The following is a 15,525-nucleotide window of genomic DNA, read 5'->3' as shown; positions in this document are numbered from 1 at the left end:
GGAGGAAAATACAATGGAATCAGTAGAAAAACAAGCCATCACGGATTCGCCGACCTATTCAGCAGAATTACTGCCAAAAACCGGGGCAGATAAAAACTGGGGAATCTTCAACTATGTGACGTTATGGATGGGTGCGGTGCATAATATACTTTCTTATATGACCGTTGCAGGCTTTTTCTTACTAGGTTTAAATACAAAGCAAGTGTTGGCGGCTGTTATGTTATCGGCTGTAATTGTGTCGATCTTCTATGTATTGAATGGTGTTGCATCGGCCAAGTATGGGTTGCCGTTTCCAATGTTACTACGTTCAGTTTTTGGCGTAAAAGGAGCGATCATTCCATCGTTATGCCGTGGGTTGATCGCAGGTGTTGTTTTCTTTGGGACTCAAAGTGTGGTGAGTGCTCAATCGTTAGATGTCTTGTTTAGTCGGATTTTTCCTAATTATATGACTATTGGCGGAGGAATGACGATTCTAGGAATGCCTGCGCCAACGATGCTGAGTTATTTGATTGTTTGGTGTGTGACAGTTGCCTTGTTTTTAGGTGGGACAAAAGTCTTGGACAAATTTGGTAACTGGTCTTCGCCAATCGTTTACGTGTTTATTATTGGAGCAGCTGTTTGGACGATTCAAATTGCTGGCGGTTTCGGTCCGATATTGGCTTATTCTCCAGCAAATGCGACAACGAGTCCGATTGTCTTTATTGCCTGTGTAAGTGCCTTGGTTTCAAATTGGGCAGGTCCGATCGTGAATATTGGTGACTTTACACAAAAGGCTAAAACACCGAGAGACATGATCATTGGACTGCCGTTAGGTTTTATTCTTTCATATATTTTGTTTGCGGTTACATGTGTTGGCTTGATTGCTGGAACGCAAATTGCATTCGGTGAACCGATCTTCAATATTGTGAATGCCTTTGATAAAATCGAGAATACATTTGCCGTATTCGTCTTGATTTTGGCCTTGAATATGGGGGCACTCGCTTTCGTTGTCTTCGGTAATTTATTTCCTGCAGGATTGCAAATGTCATCGTTATTTCCTAAGTTTCTAGATGTGAAAAAAGCGGGAGTTCTAACGGCTATCATTGGTACGATGATCCTACCATGGAAACTAGTGGAAAATGCCTCAACATTATTTTATTTCTATAGTTTTATTGGTTCAATGTTTGGACCGATCGCTGGAATCATGTTAGCTAGTTTTTATATTGAACATAAACAAGTCATCAAGCTAGAGGATATTTATGTTGAGAATGGTGACCTTGGCGAATTTAAATCTGGTTATAATAAAAAAGCGATGATCACTTTAGCAACTAGTTTTGTAATTACGATGTCAGGTGCATTTTTACAATCTGTTCCATTATTGAAAACGATCAATGATTTTGCTTTCTTTTCAGGATTGATCTTTTCGTTTGTTGTGTATAGCGTACTTAGTAAAGTGATGAAAGGAGAAAAATCATGAATTATATGAAAATGGCAGCAGATGCAACCGTTGCTGGGATGGAAAAGAAATTTGGAGGACCCTTTGGTGCAACGCTAGTTAGAAATGGTGAAGTGATCGTTTCAGTTAGTAATACAATGATGAGAGATACTGATCCGTCAGCACATGCAGAAATGGTTGCAGTGCGTGAAGCGTGTAAAAAGTTAGATACGATGGACTTATCCGATTGTGAAATTTATGCGACTTGTGAACCTTGTCCAATGTGCGTTGGGGCAATTTTATGGGCTGGAATCAAAACCGTTTATTATTCAAATACTAGAGAAGATGCGGCAAAACACGGCTTTTCGGATATGCATTTACGAAACTATTTAGATGGGACGGATCAGTCGCCGCTTGCGATGGTTCATACAGGAGGATGCCCTGAATGCGATTCGTTATGGCAAACATTTGATGAAATCAATTCAAACGATGTGGAGAAAGTTGGCGAAAAATGAAACGTGTAGTGGTAGCCTTAGGCGGAAATGCGATTTTGGAAAGTGATCCAACAGCAGCGGCACAGCAAAAAATCGTTCAAGAGACAGCTGAATCGTTAGCAAGTTTATTGACGGATGAGATGGAACTCGTGATTGTTCATGGCAATGGTCCTCAAGTTGGAAATTTAATGTTGCAACAAGCAGCAGCTGATTCGGTAGAAAACCCAGCAATGCCTTTAGATACTTGTGTCGCTATGACAGAAGGGAGTATCGGGTATTGGTTAGTCAATGCATTGACTAATGCCTTAGAAAAAAGAAAAATCACTCGTGAGGTTGCAGCGGTCGTGACGCAAGTTGAAGTATCGCAAGATGATGAAGGGTTTGCTCATCCAAGTAAACCAATCGGACCCTTTTTATCAGAATCCAAAGCGCAAGAATTGATGGAAATGACAGGTGCCTCATACATGGAAGACGCTGGAAGAGGATTTCGTAAAGTGGTGCCTTCACCAAGACCGATCGCAATCAAAGAGAGTAAGACCATTCGATTATTGCTTGAAAATGGAGTTGTAACGGTTGCTGGAGGTGGCGGAGGAATTCCAGTTGTTCAATCAGGAGATGGCTTACAAGGAATTGAAGCAGTCATCGATAAAGATCTTACAGCAGAAAAACTGGCGGAGCTAATTGAAGCTGATACGTTGATTATTTTAACTGGTGTAACCAACGTGTTTGTTCACTATAATCAGCCAAATCAAAAAGCTTTAGAAACAGTCAGTATTTCTGAAATCGAACACTATATCAAAGAAGGTCAATTTGCCTCGGGGAGTATGCTGCCAAAAGTTGAAGCAGCGGTTCAATTTGCTAAAAGAAGACCAATAAATAAAGCCGTAATCACGTCACTTGAGAATCTGAAAAACTTGGGTAAAGGTGAGCTCGGAACCGTTGTTGTTCAAAAAGAGCAGGTATTGAACCCTTAATCTACTGATGTAAAAAAATTGTGGGGATGTTACTATTTATCTAGAGTTCATGTGATTGGGAGATAGCTCAAAGAGTTATATTCCAATCACTTTTTTTGCTAAATTGAATTTTACAAGTTTTTACCACAAAAAAAGATACTCAGATAACGTATTCTCTAGAATATCCGCTTGTAATCTGCTACAATGGTTGAGAAGAATTTTTTAAGAAGTCTCTCTAGCTTAGAGGCACTACACTAACGTTTCGATCAGATGTTTTGGTCGAACCTTAAAGAAAGAGGAGAAAACAACATGATAGCAGTAAGCGATCTTAAAGCAGGTATGACTTTTGAGCAAGACGGCAAATTAATCCGTGTAATGGATGCTAGTCACCACAAACCTGGTAAAGGAAATACCGTTATGCGTATGAAATTAAAAGATGTTCGTACAGGAACAACCACGGATACTACAATGCGCCCAGATGACAAAGTAAAAAAAGCATTTATCGAAAACAAACCTGTACAATACCTATACAGCCAAGATGATACAGCCAATTTTATGGATTTAGAAACATATGAGCAATACGAAATTCCAACTTCTGTGATCGAAGAAGAACTAAAATATCTTTTAGAAAATATGGAAGTAAAAATTCAATTTTACGGATCAGAAGTAATCGGAATCACATTGCCAACAACGGTTGTTTTAAAAGTAAAAGAAACACAACCATCGATCAAAGGCGCAACTGTTTCAGGTTCTGGAAAACCAGCAATCATGGAAACAGGCTTAGTAGTCAATGTTCCTGATTTTATTGAAGCGGATGAATCATTAGAAATCAATACACAAGAAGGTACGTATTTAAAACGTGCTTCAAAATAATTAAATGCTATGCGCTGACAGGTGGTAAGTGACCTGTCAGTTTTTTGTTCTGCTTATAATAGGTGAATCTTTTTGTAACTACTAAATTTAGTTGCCATGGTACAATAAGTTATATGTTTTTTATAGTAGAGAGGGAGAGAAATATGGGTTTTTTGTTAACGTTGTGTCTGGTCTTATTATTTACTAAACTTGCTGGACATTTTTGTAATCGAGTAGGTATTCCTTCGGTGATTGGAGAGTTATTGGTAGGAATTTTAATTGGGCCAGCAATTTTAGGCTGGATCAAGCCAGATGATTTTATGCATTATTTTTCTGAAATCGGCGTTATTATTTTAATGTTTATTGCAGGTCTGGAAAGTGACTTGGAATTATTGAAAAAATATTGGCGGCCAGCTTATCAGTTGCCCTTTTAGGGATACTCTTTCCTGCGGCGATGGGTTTTGGCGTTGGAGAAGCCTTTCAGTTTTCCGTACAGAATTCAATTTTTTTAGGGGTACTTTTTAGTGCAACTTCTGTGAGTATTTCAGTACAGGTATTAAAGGATTTAAGAAAGATTGATAGTGAAGAAGGCGCGACAATTCTTGGTGCAGCTGTTGTGGATGATATCGTTGTGGTTTTGATCTTAGGGATCATGTTGAGTTTAATGAACCGCTCGACACCTGGTGGAAGTTTGCCGATGTGGGAAGTTTTACTGCTGAAGGTTTTCTTCTTTATTGTGATTTTTGCGGCTAGTAAATGGTTGGTCCCTTGGTTACTGAATTTGAGTAAAAAATTGATTGCGATCGAAGCAGTTTCGGCAATCTCTTTAGTTATTTGTTTAGGCTTTGCTTATTTCGCAGAAATGCTGGACATGGGTGCTATCATCGGAGCGTTTTTTGCAGGTGTGGCAATTGCACAGACAGATTATCGTAAGCGAGTAGACGAAAAATTAGAGACAATTGGCTATACTGTATTTATTCCGATGTTTTTTGTTTCTATTGGTCTAAATATGACCTTTGTTGGTATGTCGAAGCATTTTTTGTTTATCATTGTATTAACTGTAGTTGCAGTTTTATCGAAATTGCTAGGCGGTGCTTTGGGTGCACGCGTAACAGGTTTCAAAGGTGTTTCTACGTTGATCATTGGGTCAGGTATGGTTTCTAGAGGTGAGATGGCCTTGATCATTGCTCAAGTGGGCTTGACTTCAAGTTTCCTTTCAGAGGAATATTATTCTTCTGTGATCATTGTGATTATTGCGACAACGATCATTGCGCCGTTATTGCTAAAAGCAACGATCATGAAACAAGAAAAACAACTTAATTACTAGAATAAAAATAGTTTCCGTCAAAGCTTGTTTCATACGGCTTTGACGGAAACTGTTTTTTTAGTGGATAGATCCCATTAATTTTTTGATAGGATTTTTAGAAAGAATCAGGATAATACCAGCAATCACAGCTACGAATCCTACAATTCCAAAATACGCTGATTCAGTTTGTGGAGTATAAAAACGAGCGATTTGAGCATTGATTGCTTGTGAAGCAGCGTCAGCCAATAGCCAAATTGCGACCGTTTGCGATTCAAAAGCTTTAGGTGCAAGCTTTGTTGTAATCGACAATCCAACTGGAGAAATACACATTTCCCCTACGATCATAATGAAGAAACTAAAGAACAACCATAACGGACTAACTCTTGTATCAGTACCATAAAGCAATCCCGGCAGCATCAAAAGTACAAAAGACAGACCAGCAAAAACTAATCCCAATGAAAATTTGACCACTGTTGAAGGTTGCTTTTTCCCTAATCTTGTCCATAAAGTCACAAACACGGGGGTCAAAACAACAACAAAAATTGGATTTAATGATTGGAACCAACTAGGTGCAATGGAAAAACCGAATAAGGTGTCATTTGTCCGTTCATTCGCAAATAATGCTAAAATTGAAGAACCTTGTTCTTCAAGTGACCAAAAGACGATTCCTGCTAAAAATAATGGAATGTAACCAAGTACTTTTGGTTTTTCTTCAGCGGTCACATTTTTTGAAGTCAGCATCTTAATAAAATAATAGACAGGCAACAAAATTCCCAGCACACTAACGCTATTAATAAAGAAGCCAATCGTTAAGTGGCCCATAATATAGGCGCCGCCAAAAAGAACGATAACAAAAACAAGAGCAAGTAATAATGAGCGTATGAACTTTTTCCGTTCTTCTGTCCCGATGGGATTCGTTGGTTTTAAACCAATACCGTCTAGTGATTTTTTCCCTTGTAAATAATATTGTAACAAGCCGAAAAACATACCGAAAGCAGCTACTGAGAAACCAACATGATAGTTATACGTTTGACCTAATGTTCCAACGATAAACGGTGCCAGTAACGCACCGATATTGATTCCCATATAGAAAATAGAAAAACCAGCATCACGACGTGTGTCTGTTTTTGAATAAAGATGTCCGACCATGCCAGAGACATTAGGTTTTAGCATTCCTGTACCGATCACAATCAGAAGAATGGAAAGGAATAATGCAGCAATTCCAAACGGTGTCGCTAGAACAATGTGACCGACCATGATGAATACGCCGCCGAAGAAAACCGTTTTTCTAGCGCCTAACACTCGGTCAGAGATCCAGCCACCAACGATACTGGACATAAAAACAAGCGATCCATAAATCGACATAATTGCCAAAGCAGTTTCTTTTGGTAAACCTAACCCACCATTTGCGACCGTATCATAAATATAATACAGTAAAATTGCCCGCATACCATAGTAACTAAATCTCTCCCACATCTCAGTAAAGAAGAGTGTAGACAATCCTTTGGGCTGTCCCAAAAACGACTTGTCTAACTGCTGATCATCCATAAATAATAACCTCAATTCTTTTTAATATTCAGAAAATTCATTTAACCTAGTGTTTCTGAAAAAAGTATATAGCATATATTCTAAACTTTTACTCTTTTAAATATCATAAATTTTCATGAATAGACTATAAGAAAATTGATGTTTTTATTCATTTTCTTTTCATATAAGAATAGAAAGGAAGAGTTTTATTGAAAATAATAGCTCAAAGACAGCAAGAATGGCGTTCATTAAAGTATTTGATCTTATCAAAGTCCCAACCAGATTATAAAGCGATCAGGAGATTGTTTACGGATAATGAGTGGGATGAAAGAAAAGAACAGGCCTTTCGAGGGTATCTGCAGCACGCATTAGCTGAGCCGCCAAAAAAAGGTAATCTCTTAAATGCGTATCAACATGTTTGGGGGTATTTTAAAAACAAAGCAACAGAGACAGAGCGACAAAAATATGAAGAACTGATTGAAACATTTTCTATAGATCAGGATGAATTACGCCCTTTTTTAAAAGAACTCACGTTAAAATACCAAGAGTCATATCTACTACAGTCAAAACTTCTCTTTCCTTAATAGAACAAATAACTAAATAATCAGAAAAAAGTGATTCAAATAGCGGAATATAGTTTTAAGTTCGTTATAAGTGTTTGAATTCGCTTTTTTGTTTGTATAAATACGATTGTTTGTCAATACACGAATATTTATTGTTCAAATTGAAAAAACATATTGAAATTAGTTTATAAAATGAGTATACTGAATCAGTGGAAAAACGAACGAGGAGTGTATAAATGAACAAGAATGTTCCGTATTTTATTGTAGCACCTGGAATGATTTTATTACTATTTTTCTTAATGATTCCTTTGGTTACCAGTATTTTACCAACTATTTTCTCAGATCAAGGGGTAACATTAAGCAACTACCTCGATTTTTTTAAAGACGAATATAATCTATCGATCTTTTGGCGCACGATCAGAGTTTCGCTGATTGTTACGTTTATTTCAATTTTACTGGGGATTCCAACGGCTTATTATATCGCAGGAGTCAGTAAAAAATGGCGTGGGATATTAATGGCGATGACCTTGTTTCCGCTCTTGACCAATTCAGTGATTCGCAGTTTTGCTTGGATCAATATTTTAGGAAAAACCGGCGTGGTCAATTCGCTGCTGTTGAAAACAGGTTTGATCGCTCAGCCGCTGAATTTACTTTATACAGAATTTGCTATTATTATTGGCTCTGTTTATCTTTTTTTACCAACGATGATCATGACGCTTGTAGGCGTTATGGAAAATATTGAAGGGGAAATGTTGGAAGCAGCCGAAACGTTAGGCGCAAGTCCATTCACGGCTTTTCGGAAAGTTGTATTGCCGCTTTCGATTCCGGGAACGATTGTTGGAAGTATCTTAGTCTTTACTGGCACACTGACTGCCTACACCACACCGCAATTGTTAGGTGGGAATCAGAAAATGATGATGTCGACCTTTTTATATCAAAAAGCCAATACGTTAGGAGATTGGAAAGCAGCAAGTGTTTTAGCCTTGATTATGATCGTTGTAACGTTGATCGTTATGAAGGGACTTGATGTAGTCGCTAAAAAAGTTGATAGGAGAGAGGCAAACAATGCGTAAACAAAAAGGGATGACGCTGATTGCGATCCTAGTATTCTTATTTTTATTCTTACCACTTTGCTTGATTGTTGTTACGTCCTTTGGAACAGCTGCAGCAATTCAATTTCCAATCAAAGGATTCACATTAGATTGGTATGCAAAAGCCTTGCAATCAGAGACGTTTATGAGCAGTTTTAAATTGAGTTTGATCATCGGTGTGCTAGCGACTGTTTTAGCCTTAATTGTTGGGATTCCAGCTTCTTACGCTTTGGCACGCTATTCAGTTAAAGGAAGAAACTTTATTAAAAGTTTCTTTTTATCACCAACTGTGATTCCGGGAATTGTCGTGGGGTATACATTATTTCAATATATTGTCATTAAATTAGGTTTGCCAATTTTTCAAGGCTTATTGATTGGGCACTTTTTGATTAGTTTGCCGTATATTATTCGAGTGGTCGGTTCAAGCATGGAGCAATTGGATTATTCGATGGAAGAAGTTGCCTGGACCTTGGGGTGTACAAAAACACGAGCCTTTATTCAAATTGTTTTACCGAATGTTTCTTCAGGTATTTTTGCGGCTTTTATGTTGGCTTTTGTAAATTCATTTAATAATGTTCCAGTGTCGATGTTTTTATCTGGACCAGGAGTTACCATGTTGCCGACTTCTTTACTTAGTTATATGGAATACAACTATGATCCAACGGTTTCAGCCATTTCAGTAATGCTGATGTTACTGACAATGGGCTTGATGTTTTTGATCGAAAAAACATTAGGATTAGCTTCGATTGCGTAACTAATAGAAAGAGCAATCGTAAATTTCGGACTTAATAGGTAGAAAGAGGAGAAAATTTTGACTTTTGTTGATTTAAAAGAGATACGTGTCAGCTATGATGGCAAACAAGATATATTAAAAGATTTAAGCATTTCAATGGAAAAAGGGGAATTGGTTTCACTTTTAGGTCCAAGTGGCTGCGGAAAAACAACCACGCTTCGAGTGATCGCAGGATTGATCAAACCAAACGACGGCTCTTTTAAGCTAGATGAAGAGGATTTGACGAAAGTACCTGTGCATAAACGGAATTTTGGGATGGTCTTTCAAAGTTATGCTTTATTTCCACATTTGACGATTGCTGAGAATGTTGCTTTTGGGTTGAAATTAAGAAAAGAATCGAAAGCCAGTACAAAAGAAAAAGTGGAGAAAATGCTAGAAGTTTGTGGTTTAGAAAACCTTGGGGATCGTTATCCAAAGCAACTTTCAGGTGGACAAAGACAACGTGTTGCTTTAGCGCGTGCCTTGATCATTGAACCGAAACTATTATTATTAGACGAACCTTTAAGTAATTTAGATGCGAAATTAAGAGTAGCAATGCGAATCGAAATCAAACGGATCCAACAACAATTAGGGATCACAACCGTGTTTGTGACCCATGACCAAGAAGAATGTTTTTCTATTTCAGACAAGGTCGCGATCATGAATAATGGTGTGATCGAGCAATACGATTCACCGGAGATGATCTATCGTTTGCCAAGAACAAAATTTGTAGCACAATTTATCGGGTTTGAAAATTTCTTTGCTGTGACGAAAAATGCTGAAGGGCAATATAAAAGTGAAAATGGTCAACTGTTCACAACAACTAATCCACAGCCAGAAGTAACTGAAACTATTGCAACGATTCGCCCAGAAGACATTGAGCTTGTGAGCGCAACAACGCAAAATTCGATCGAAGGAACTGTTCTAGTTAGAACCTTTTTAGGGAAAAGTTATCAATATGAAATAACAACGCCGCTTGGAAAATTATTAGTCAATGGAACGAGTGAACAGATTTATGAAACAGGCGACAAAATCAACGTTGTATTTCCAGCAGATAAACTAGTTGTTTTAGAAAAATAAACGATAAGATGAAGGGGAGTAAATAAAATGAAAAAGAAACTAATGATCAGTGTTTTAGCAACAGCCACTTTGTTAATGGCAGCTTGTGGGAATAGTGAGGCAAACACGAAAGAAGAGAGCAAAAGTGGCAGTAAAGCACTTGTTGTTTCTACCTTTGGTTTAAGTGAAGATATTGTAAAAAAAGATATTATTGCACCTTTTGAAAAAGCAAACGATGCAAAAGTTACCTTGGAAGTAGGAAATAGTGCAGATCGTTATACAAAATTATTAAATAACCCAAATGCTGGAATCGACGTGATTGAATTAGCGCAAGCCAATGCAACACAAGGCGACAAAGAAGGCCTTTTTGAAAAAATCACAGAAAAAGAAGTACCGAACATTAAAGAGTTAACTGCTGGAGCAAAGGAAGTCTACGAAAGTGGAGCAGGTATCCCAATCGCAGTTAATAGTATAGGGATTGTCTATAACAAAGAAAAAGTCGGCAAAGAAATCACTAGCTGGGACGATTTATGGTCATCTGATCTTAAGGGGAAAATTTCTGTTCCAGACATTTCTACAACAGCCGGACCGTTGATGCTATACATTGCGAGTGATCACGCTGGGGTAGATATTACGACTGATAAAGGCAAAGCAGCATTTGAGGCAATGAAAGAGTTAAAACCAAATGTTGTGAAGACGTATTCCAAATCATCAGACCTTGCCAACATGTTCCAATCAGGTGAGATTGAAGTAGCAGTCGTTGCTGATTTTGCTGTAGACATCATTCAAGGAGCTTCTAAAGAGGCAACGTATGTTGTTCCTGAAAGTGGCACCTATGCAAATTTCAATACCGTAAATGTACCAAAAACTTCTAAAAATAAAGAATTAGCATATACATTTGTCAACGAGAGAATTAGCGAAGCGTCACAAAAAGCAAAAGCCATTTCACTAAACGAAGGCCCAACAAATAGTAAAGTAGAACTTGATGAAAAACAAGCAGAAAATAAAACCTACGGTAAAGTAGCAGATCGAGCAAAAACAGTTGATTTTTCATTCATTAATGACAACTTATCCAATTGGGTCGACCAATGGAATCGTACAATGAACCAATAAACAACAAGAAAGGCGATAAGTATGAACGTAGATATGATCATTCAAGATGTTTGGGTTTTCCAAACAGCAACACAATCCTTTATCAAAAAAAATGTCTCTGTTAAAGATGGAAAATTTTACTATATCAGTACTACAGAGATGAATAACTTAACGCCTGAAACAATCATCAAAGCCGAGAATCAGTATATGATTCCCGGCTTGATTGATGCCCATATGCATATTGAAAGTTCAATGACAACACCGACGATTTTTTCAAAAGCAGTATTGCGTTATGGTGTAACAACGGTCGTGGCAGATGCGCATGAGATGGCAAATGTCTTTGGTTTAGAAGGTTTAGAGGAGTTTATGAAGGCAGAAACTGAGTTGGATATTTTTCATGCGATCCCATCTTCAGTTCCTTCGACTACACCAGAATTAGAAACAACTGGCGGTATCATTGGACTTGCCGAAGTGGCAGAATTATTGAAAAACCCTAAGATTGTTTGTCTAGGTGAAGCGATGAATTTTAAAGGAATTGCCTACGAACCAGAGTCCTTGATCCGACAAATTATCGATTTATGTAAATCAGAGCGACCGACGATGCCATTAGAAGGGCATTGTCCAAAAATTTACGAGGAAGAGTTGGCCGCTTTTTTATTTAGCGGCATCACCTCGGATCATACGCATCAGTTTCCAGAATCATTAAAAGAAAAAATCGAGGCAGGCGTTTTTATCCAATTCCAAAATAAGTCGATCACGCCTGAAAATATGAAAGTTATTGTAGAAAATCAGTTTTATGAATATGCCAGCATTATTACAGACGATGTAATGGCAGATGATTTACTAAAAGGACATTTGAATGAGAATGTAAAAAAAGCCATAAAAGCAGGCTTACCAATTGAAAAAGCGATTTATATGACAACCTATACGCCAGCAAGACGGATGGGGTTTCATGATCGGGGAGAAATTGCACCGGGACGTGTAGCTGATTTTATTTTATTAAATGATTTGGAAGAGTTTACGTTTGATGCTGTTTATAAATCAGGCAAAAAAGTTTATGAACAAGGAGCAAAAATCGAATATCCTACTGTAATCGAATCATTTCCAGCGGAGTACAAAAAATCTGTCCACTGCAAACAACTAACAGCTACTGACTTAGTGATCAAAGTAGCAACTGACAAAGAAACTGTTCGCTGTAACGTGATCCAAAAACAAGAAGTAGGAACATTTACCGAGCGAATCACGAAAGAAATTCCAGTGAAAAATGGACTATTACAATGGCAAGAAGCAGACTGTGCATTATTGGTCGTAATGGAACGATATGGCAAAAATGGCAATATCTCAATATCACTGATGGACAAACCAATCACTGAAAAGGGCGCAATTGCCACAACTTGGGCCCACGATCATCATAATGTGATGGTCATGGGCAATACGGTAGAAGATATCGTGCTAGCGCAAAATGAATTGCTTGCGATCCAAGGTGGCTATATTGTTGTTTCAAATGGTGAAATCACAGGGAAATGTCCGTTGCCAATAGGCGGAATCCTCTCGCAAGCACCAATTGAAGAGCTAGGCGGAGATTTGCAAAAAGTCCGTATAAGTATGCAAAAATTAGGCTACAAAAATATGAATGAGATCATGTCTTTTTCTACATTATCTCTTCCTGTTTCACCTGCGATCAAAGTCACCGACATGGGGATGATGAATACGAAAACGCAAGAGTTCTATCCATTGATTTTTCCAGAAGACGGAGTGTTGTTGAATGAAGACACTTATTAAGAATGTTCATATCCTTTCAATGGATGAACACTTTTCAGAAGTGGAAGATGGGTTTGTATTGATCGAAGATGATTTAATTACAGAAATGGGGCCTGTTTCTGAACTTGTTTCAGTAACTATTCAGGCAGATAAAGTGATCGATGGAAAAAAAGGGTTACTGATCCCTGGTCTGATCAATACCCATACACATGCAGGAATGATCCCGTTTCGTTCTCTAGGAGATGACGTGCCCGATCGACTACGGCGCTTTTTATTTCCTTTAGAGCAACATATGACAAAAGAATTAGTAAGAGCGAGTAGTGATTATGCCATTGCTGAAATGTTGTTGAGTGGTGTGACGACATTTTGTGATATGTACTATTTTGAAGATGAGGTCGCAAAAAGTTGTAAGGAGATGGGCATCAGAGCCTTGTGGGTGAAACGATCATTGATATGCCGACTTGTGACAGTCCAAAACCATCTGGCGGCTATGAGTATTGCGAAGCTTTTTTAGAAAAATGGCAGAACGATCCATTAGTAACACCGATCATTGCGCCACATGCACCCAATACAAATAATTTGGAGATGCTGAAAAAAATCGTGGTACTTAGTGAAAAATACAATGCACCAATCACAATGCATGTAGCTGAAATGACTTATGAAATTGAGGAATTTCAAGAAAAATACAACCAAACACCAATAGAATTTTTACAAACATTAGGATACTTTGAACGCGATTTTATTTTAGCTCATTGTATTTTAACAACCCCAAACGATCTAAATATCATTGCGGCTTCAAATGGAAAAGCTCGTGTGGCTCATTGCATCGGTGCAAATACCAAATCAGCAAAGGGGATAGCCCCTGTCAAACAAATGCTTGAAAAAAATATTGTTGTCGGTTTAGGAACTGATGGGCCAAGTAGCGGGAATACCTTAGACTTATTTAGCCAAATGCGTCTATTTGCTAATATGCATAAAACCTATAATCAGGATCGCGCGCTTTTTCCTGCAAAAGAAATTGTTCGTCTTGCAACAATTGGCGGTGCAGAAACATTGGGTTTAGCAAATCAAGTGGGGTCGATCGAAATCGGAAAAAAAGCAGATTTAACCTTGATCGAAACCGAGTCAGTAAATATGTTTCCCATTTTTGATCCATATTCAGCCATTGTCTATTCAGCTAATGCCAGTAATGTAGATTCGGTTTGGGTAAATGGTCAGCAATTGGTGAGTGAGAAAAAAATGCTCAAACAAGAGTTGAACAATATTAAAAAAAAGTTATACCGAGAAATGAAAAACTTTGTCTTAGAAGCAAAAAAATTATCATAACAAGCATGAGATTGGGTCAGAAGTGGTTACTTCTGATCCAGCCTCATGCTTTTTCAGTTCATTTCGATAGGTAGGTTTCAATTGGTTTTTGATACTCCTGCCAATCGCTTTTGGCTTCATTGAAATAATGTGCTAATAGAAAGCCGATATATGGACCCGTTGTTAGACCAGAAGAACCTAATCCGCTAGCAACGACTGCGCTAGGGGCGTCTGGCAAATAATTAAAAAATGGGGCAAAATCTGATGTGTAGGCACGAGTTCCAACACGATAAGCAGCTGGATAATTTTCAAAAAAACTGGATTCAGTGAGATAAGGGGCTGTTTTTTGGCGAAGGAGAGAAAAAGCTTCTTCCGTTGGCGTTAAATCAAATCCACCCTCATTCTCATGTGTTGCACCGACAAGGATTTGCCCATCTTCAAACGGAATCAAGTCGCTTTCACCATCCAGCATTGCAACCGGCCAACTGCCGCTTTCTTTGAACGGTGTATCAAAAGCCAATAATTGTCCTTTTTGCGGTCGAATATCTGTCGTATAGCCGAGAGAATCTAATAATGTTGGCAAACCAGGACCCGCACACAATGCAACGGCATCGAATTGTTCAGGTTCTTCAGGTGTCTGAATAAGCCATTGTTCATGGATTCGACTGATATTAGCTGTATCAGTCTTTATGGTGATCATTTTTGATCGTGCACGTTGTCTTAATGTCTCTAAGTAGCTAGCACCGTCCAATTTGCCTCCGCCTGTGATAAATAAGGCAGGTTGTGCTTTTAATAAAGGCAGTTTTTCTGTGACTTGTTCGGCAGTTAATAACTGAATATCTCCGATTTCAGGTGCAGTCAGTTTTCTTTCTTCTGCCAGTTGCATCAGCGAGTCAAGCTCACCGTCTTTTCTAAGAATCAATGTGCCGGTTTGTTGATAAACATTATTCGGTAGAGAAAAGTCTTGGACTAATTTAGGATAAAATGCAGCGCCATCTTTTGCTAGTTGATACCATTTTTTATTGCGGCGCTTAGAAAGCCAAGGGGAAATGATCCCTGCGCTAGCTTTGGTAGCTTGTCCAACAGGATCATCGTAAATCGTTACACGATACTTCTCTAAATCAATATAGTTGGCTAAGGTCAAACCAATGATCCCGCCACCTATGATCGCTAATTTTTTCATGAGTTACTCCTTTTATCTCCTTATAAAATCAAGTAATTTATTTTCACATAAGTTTATAAAGGATGCAAGAAATTTTGTGGATCGAAGGGAAGGAGAGTATAAAAAAGTATTTATAAAAAATAAAATTTGATAAAATAATAACATGAATTTAAT

Annotated in this window: 12 protein-coding genes and 2 pseudogenes; 12 read left to right on the top strand and 2 right to left on the bottom strand. The window is 38.1% G+C overall.

The window, feature by feature from the left end:
• Positions 1-13 precede the first annotated feature (13 nt).
• The 5 genes and pseudogenes from V192_RS0116575 to V192_RS20530 all read left to right on the top strand — a co-directional run bounded on the left by V192_RS0116575 (position 14) and on the right by V192_RS20530 (position 5,040).
• Positions 14-1,456 carry a cytosine permease gene (locus V192_RS0116575; RefSeq protein WP_025873417.1) on the top strand — a complete coding sequence of 481 codons (1,443 nt, stop codon included), beginning with the start codon at positions 14-16 and terminating at the stop codon, positions 1,454-1,456.
• Positions 1,453-1,929, top strand: coding sequence for a nucleoside deaminase (locus tag V192_RS0116570; RefSeq protein ID WP_025873416.1), 477 nt, complete (start codon positions 1,453-1,455; stop codon positions 1,927-1,929). Before V192_RS0116575 ends, V192_RS0116570 begins: the two co-directional genes overlap by 4 nt.
• Positions 1,926-2,882 (top strand): carbamate kinase, encoded by a 957-nt coding sequence (arcC, locus tag V192_RS0116565; protein ID WP_025873415.1) that lies wholly within the window; start codon positions 1,926-1,928, stop codon positions 2,880-2,882. The genes V192_RS0116570 and arcC overlap by 4 nt, the downstream gene beginning before the upstream one ends.
• A gap of 288 nt (positions 2,883-3,170) precedes the next feature.
• A complete protein-coding gene (efp, locus tag V192_RS0116560) occupies positions 3,171-3,734 on the top strand; it encodes an elongation factor P (protein ID WP_010772247.1) in 564 nt (187 codons plus the stop codon).
• A 143-nt stretch (positions 3,735-3,877) separates the two neighbouring features.
• A pseudogene (locus tag V192_RS20530) lies at positions 3,878-5,040 on the top strand (cation:proton antiporter).
• A gap of 57 nt (positions 5,041-5,097) precedes the next feature.
• On the opposite strand, the gene V192_RS0116550 reads toward V192_RS20530, so the two are convergent.
• Positions 5,098-6,567 (bottom strand): peptide MFS transporter, encoded by a 1,470-nt coding sequence (locus V192_RS0116550; RefSeq protein ID WP_025873414.1) that lies wholly within the window; start codon positions 6,565-6,567, stop codon positions 5,098-5,100.
• 188 nt (positions 6,568-6,755) lie between these two features.
• Here V192_RS0116550 and V192_RS0116545 point away from each other — a divergent pair, with 188 nt between their 5' ends.
• The 7 genes and pseudogenes from V192_RS0116545 to V192_RS20525 all read left to right on the top strand — a co-directional run bounded on the left by V192_RS0116545 (position 6,756) and on the right by V192_RS20525 (position 14,210).
• On the top strand, positions 6,756-7,130 hold the full coding sequence (locus V192_RS0116545; protein WP_051581975.1) for a YbgA family protein: 375 nt from the start codon (positions 6,756-6,758) through the stop codon (positions 7,128-7,130).
• 215 nt (positions 7,131-7,345) lie between these two features.
• Positions 7,346-8,182, top strand: a complete 837-nt coding sequence (locus tag V192_RS0116540; RefSeq protein WP_025873412.1) for an ABC transporter permease — start codon at positions 7,346-7,348, stop codon at positions 8,180-8,182.
• Positions 8,175-8,954, top strand: a complete 780-nt coding sequence (locus V192_RS0116535) for an ABC transporter permease (RefSeq protein WP_025873411.1) — start codon at positions 8,175-8,177, stop codon at positions 8,952-8,954. Before V192_RS0116540 ends, V192_RS0116535 begins: the two co-directional genes overlap by 8 nt.
• A 57-nt stretch (positions 8,955-9,011) precedes the next feature.
• Entirely contained in the window at positions 9,012-10,052 is a 1,041-nt protein-coding gene (locus V192_RS0116530) for an ABC transporter ATP-binding protein (protein ID WP_025873410.1), read from the top strand.
• A gap of 27 nt (positions 10,053-10,079) precedes the next feature.
• On the top strand, positions 10,080-11,144 hold the full coding sequence (locus V192_RS0116525; protein WP_025873409.1) for an ABC transporter substrate-binding protein: 1,065 nt from the start codon (positions 10,080-10,082) through the stop codon (positions 11,142-11,144).
• 21 nt (positions 11,145-11,165) lie between these two features.
• Complete coding sequence (locus V192_RS0116520) at positions 11,166-12,905, top strand: adenine deaminase (RefSeq protein ID WP_029948317.1); 1,740 nt, start codon at positions 11,166-11,168, stop codon at positions 12,903-12,905.
• Positions 12,889-14,210 (top strand): annotated as a pseudogene (locus V192_RS20525) (amidohydrolase). Before V192_RS0116520 ends, V192_RS20525 begins: the two are co-directional and overlap by 17 nt.
• Positions 14,211-14,268: 58 nt before the next feature.
• On the opposite strand, the gene V192_RS0116510 reads toward V192_RS20525, so the two are convergent.
• Complete coding sequence (locus V192_RS0116510; RefSeq protein WP_025873408.1) at positions 14,269-15,372, bottom strand: NAD(P)/FAD-dependent oxidoreductase; 1,104 nt, start codon at positions 15,370-15,372, stop codon at positions 14,269-14,271.
• Positions 15,373-15,525: the final 153 nt, after the last annotated feature.

This window comes from Enterococcus crotali (assembly GCF_000633635.1).
In the GTDB taxonomy this organism is placed as follows: Bacteria; Bacillota; Bacilli; order Lactobacillales; family Enterococcaceae; genus Enterococcus_L; species Enterococcus_L crotali.
This window is presented reverse-complemented; position numbering and strand designations above follow the sequence as displayed.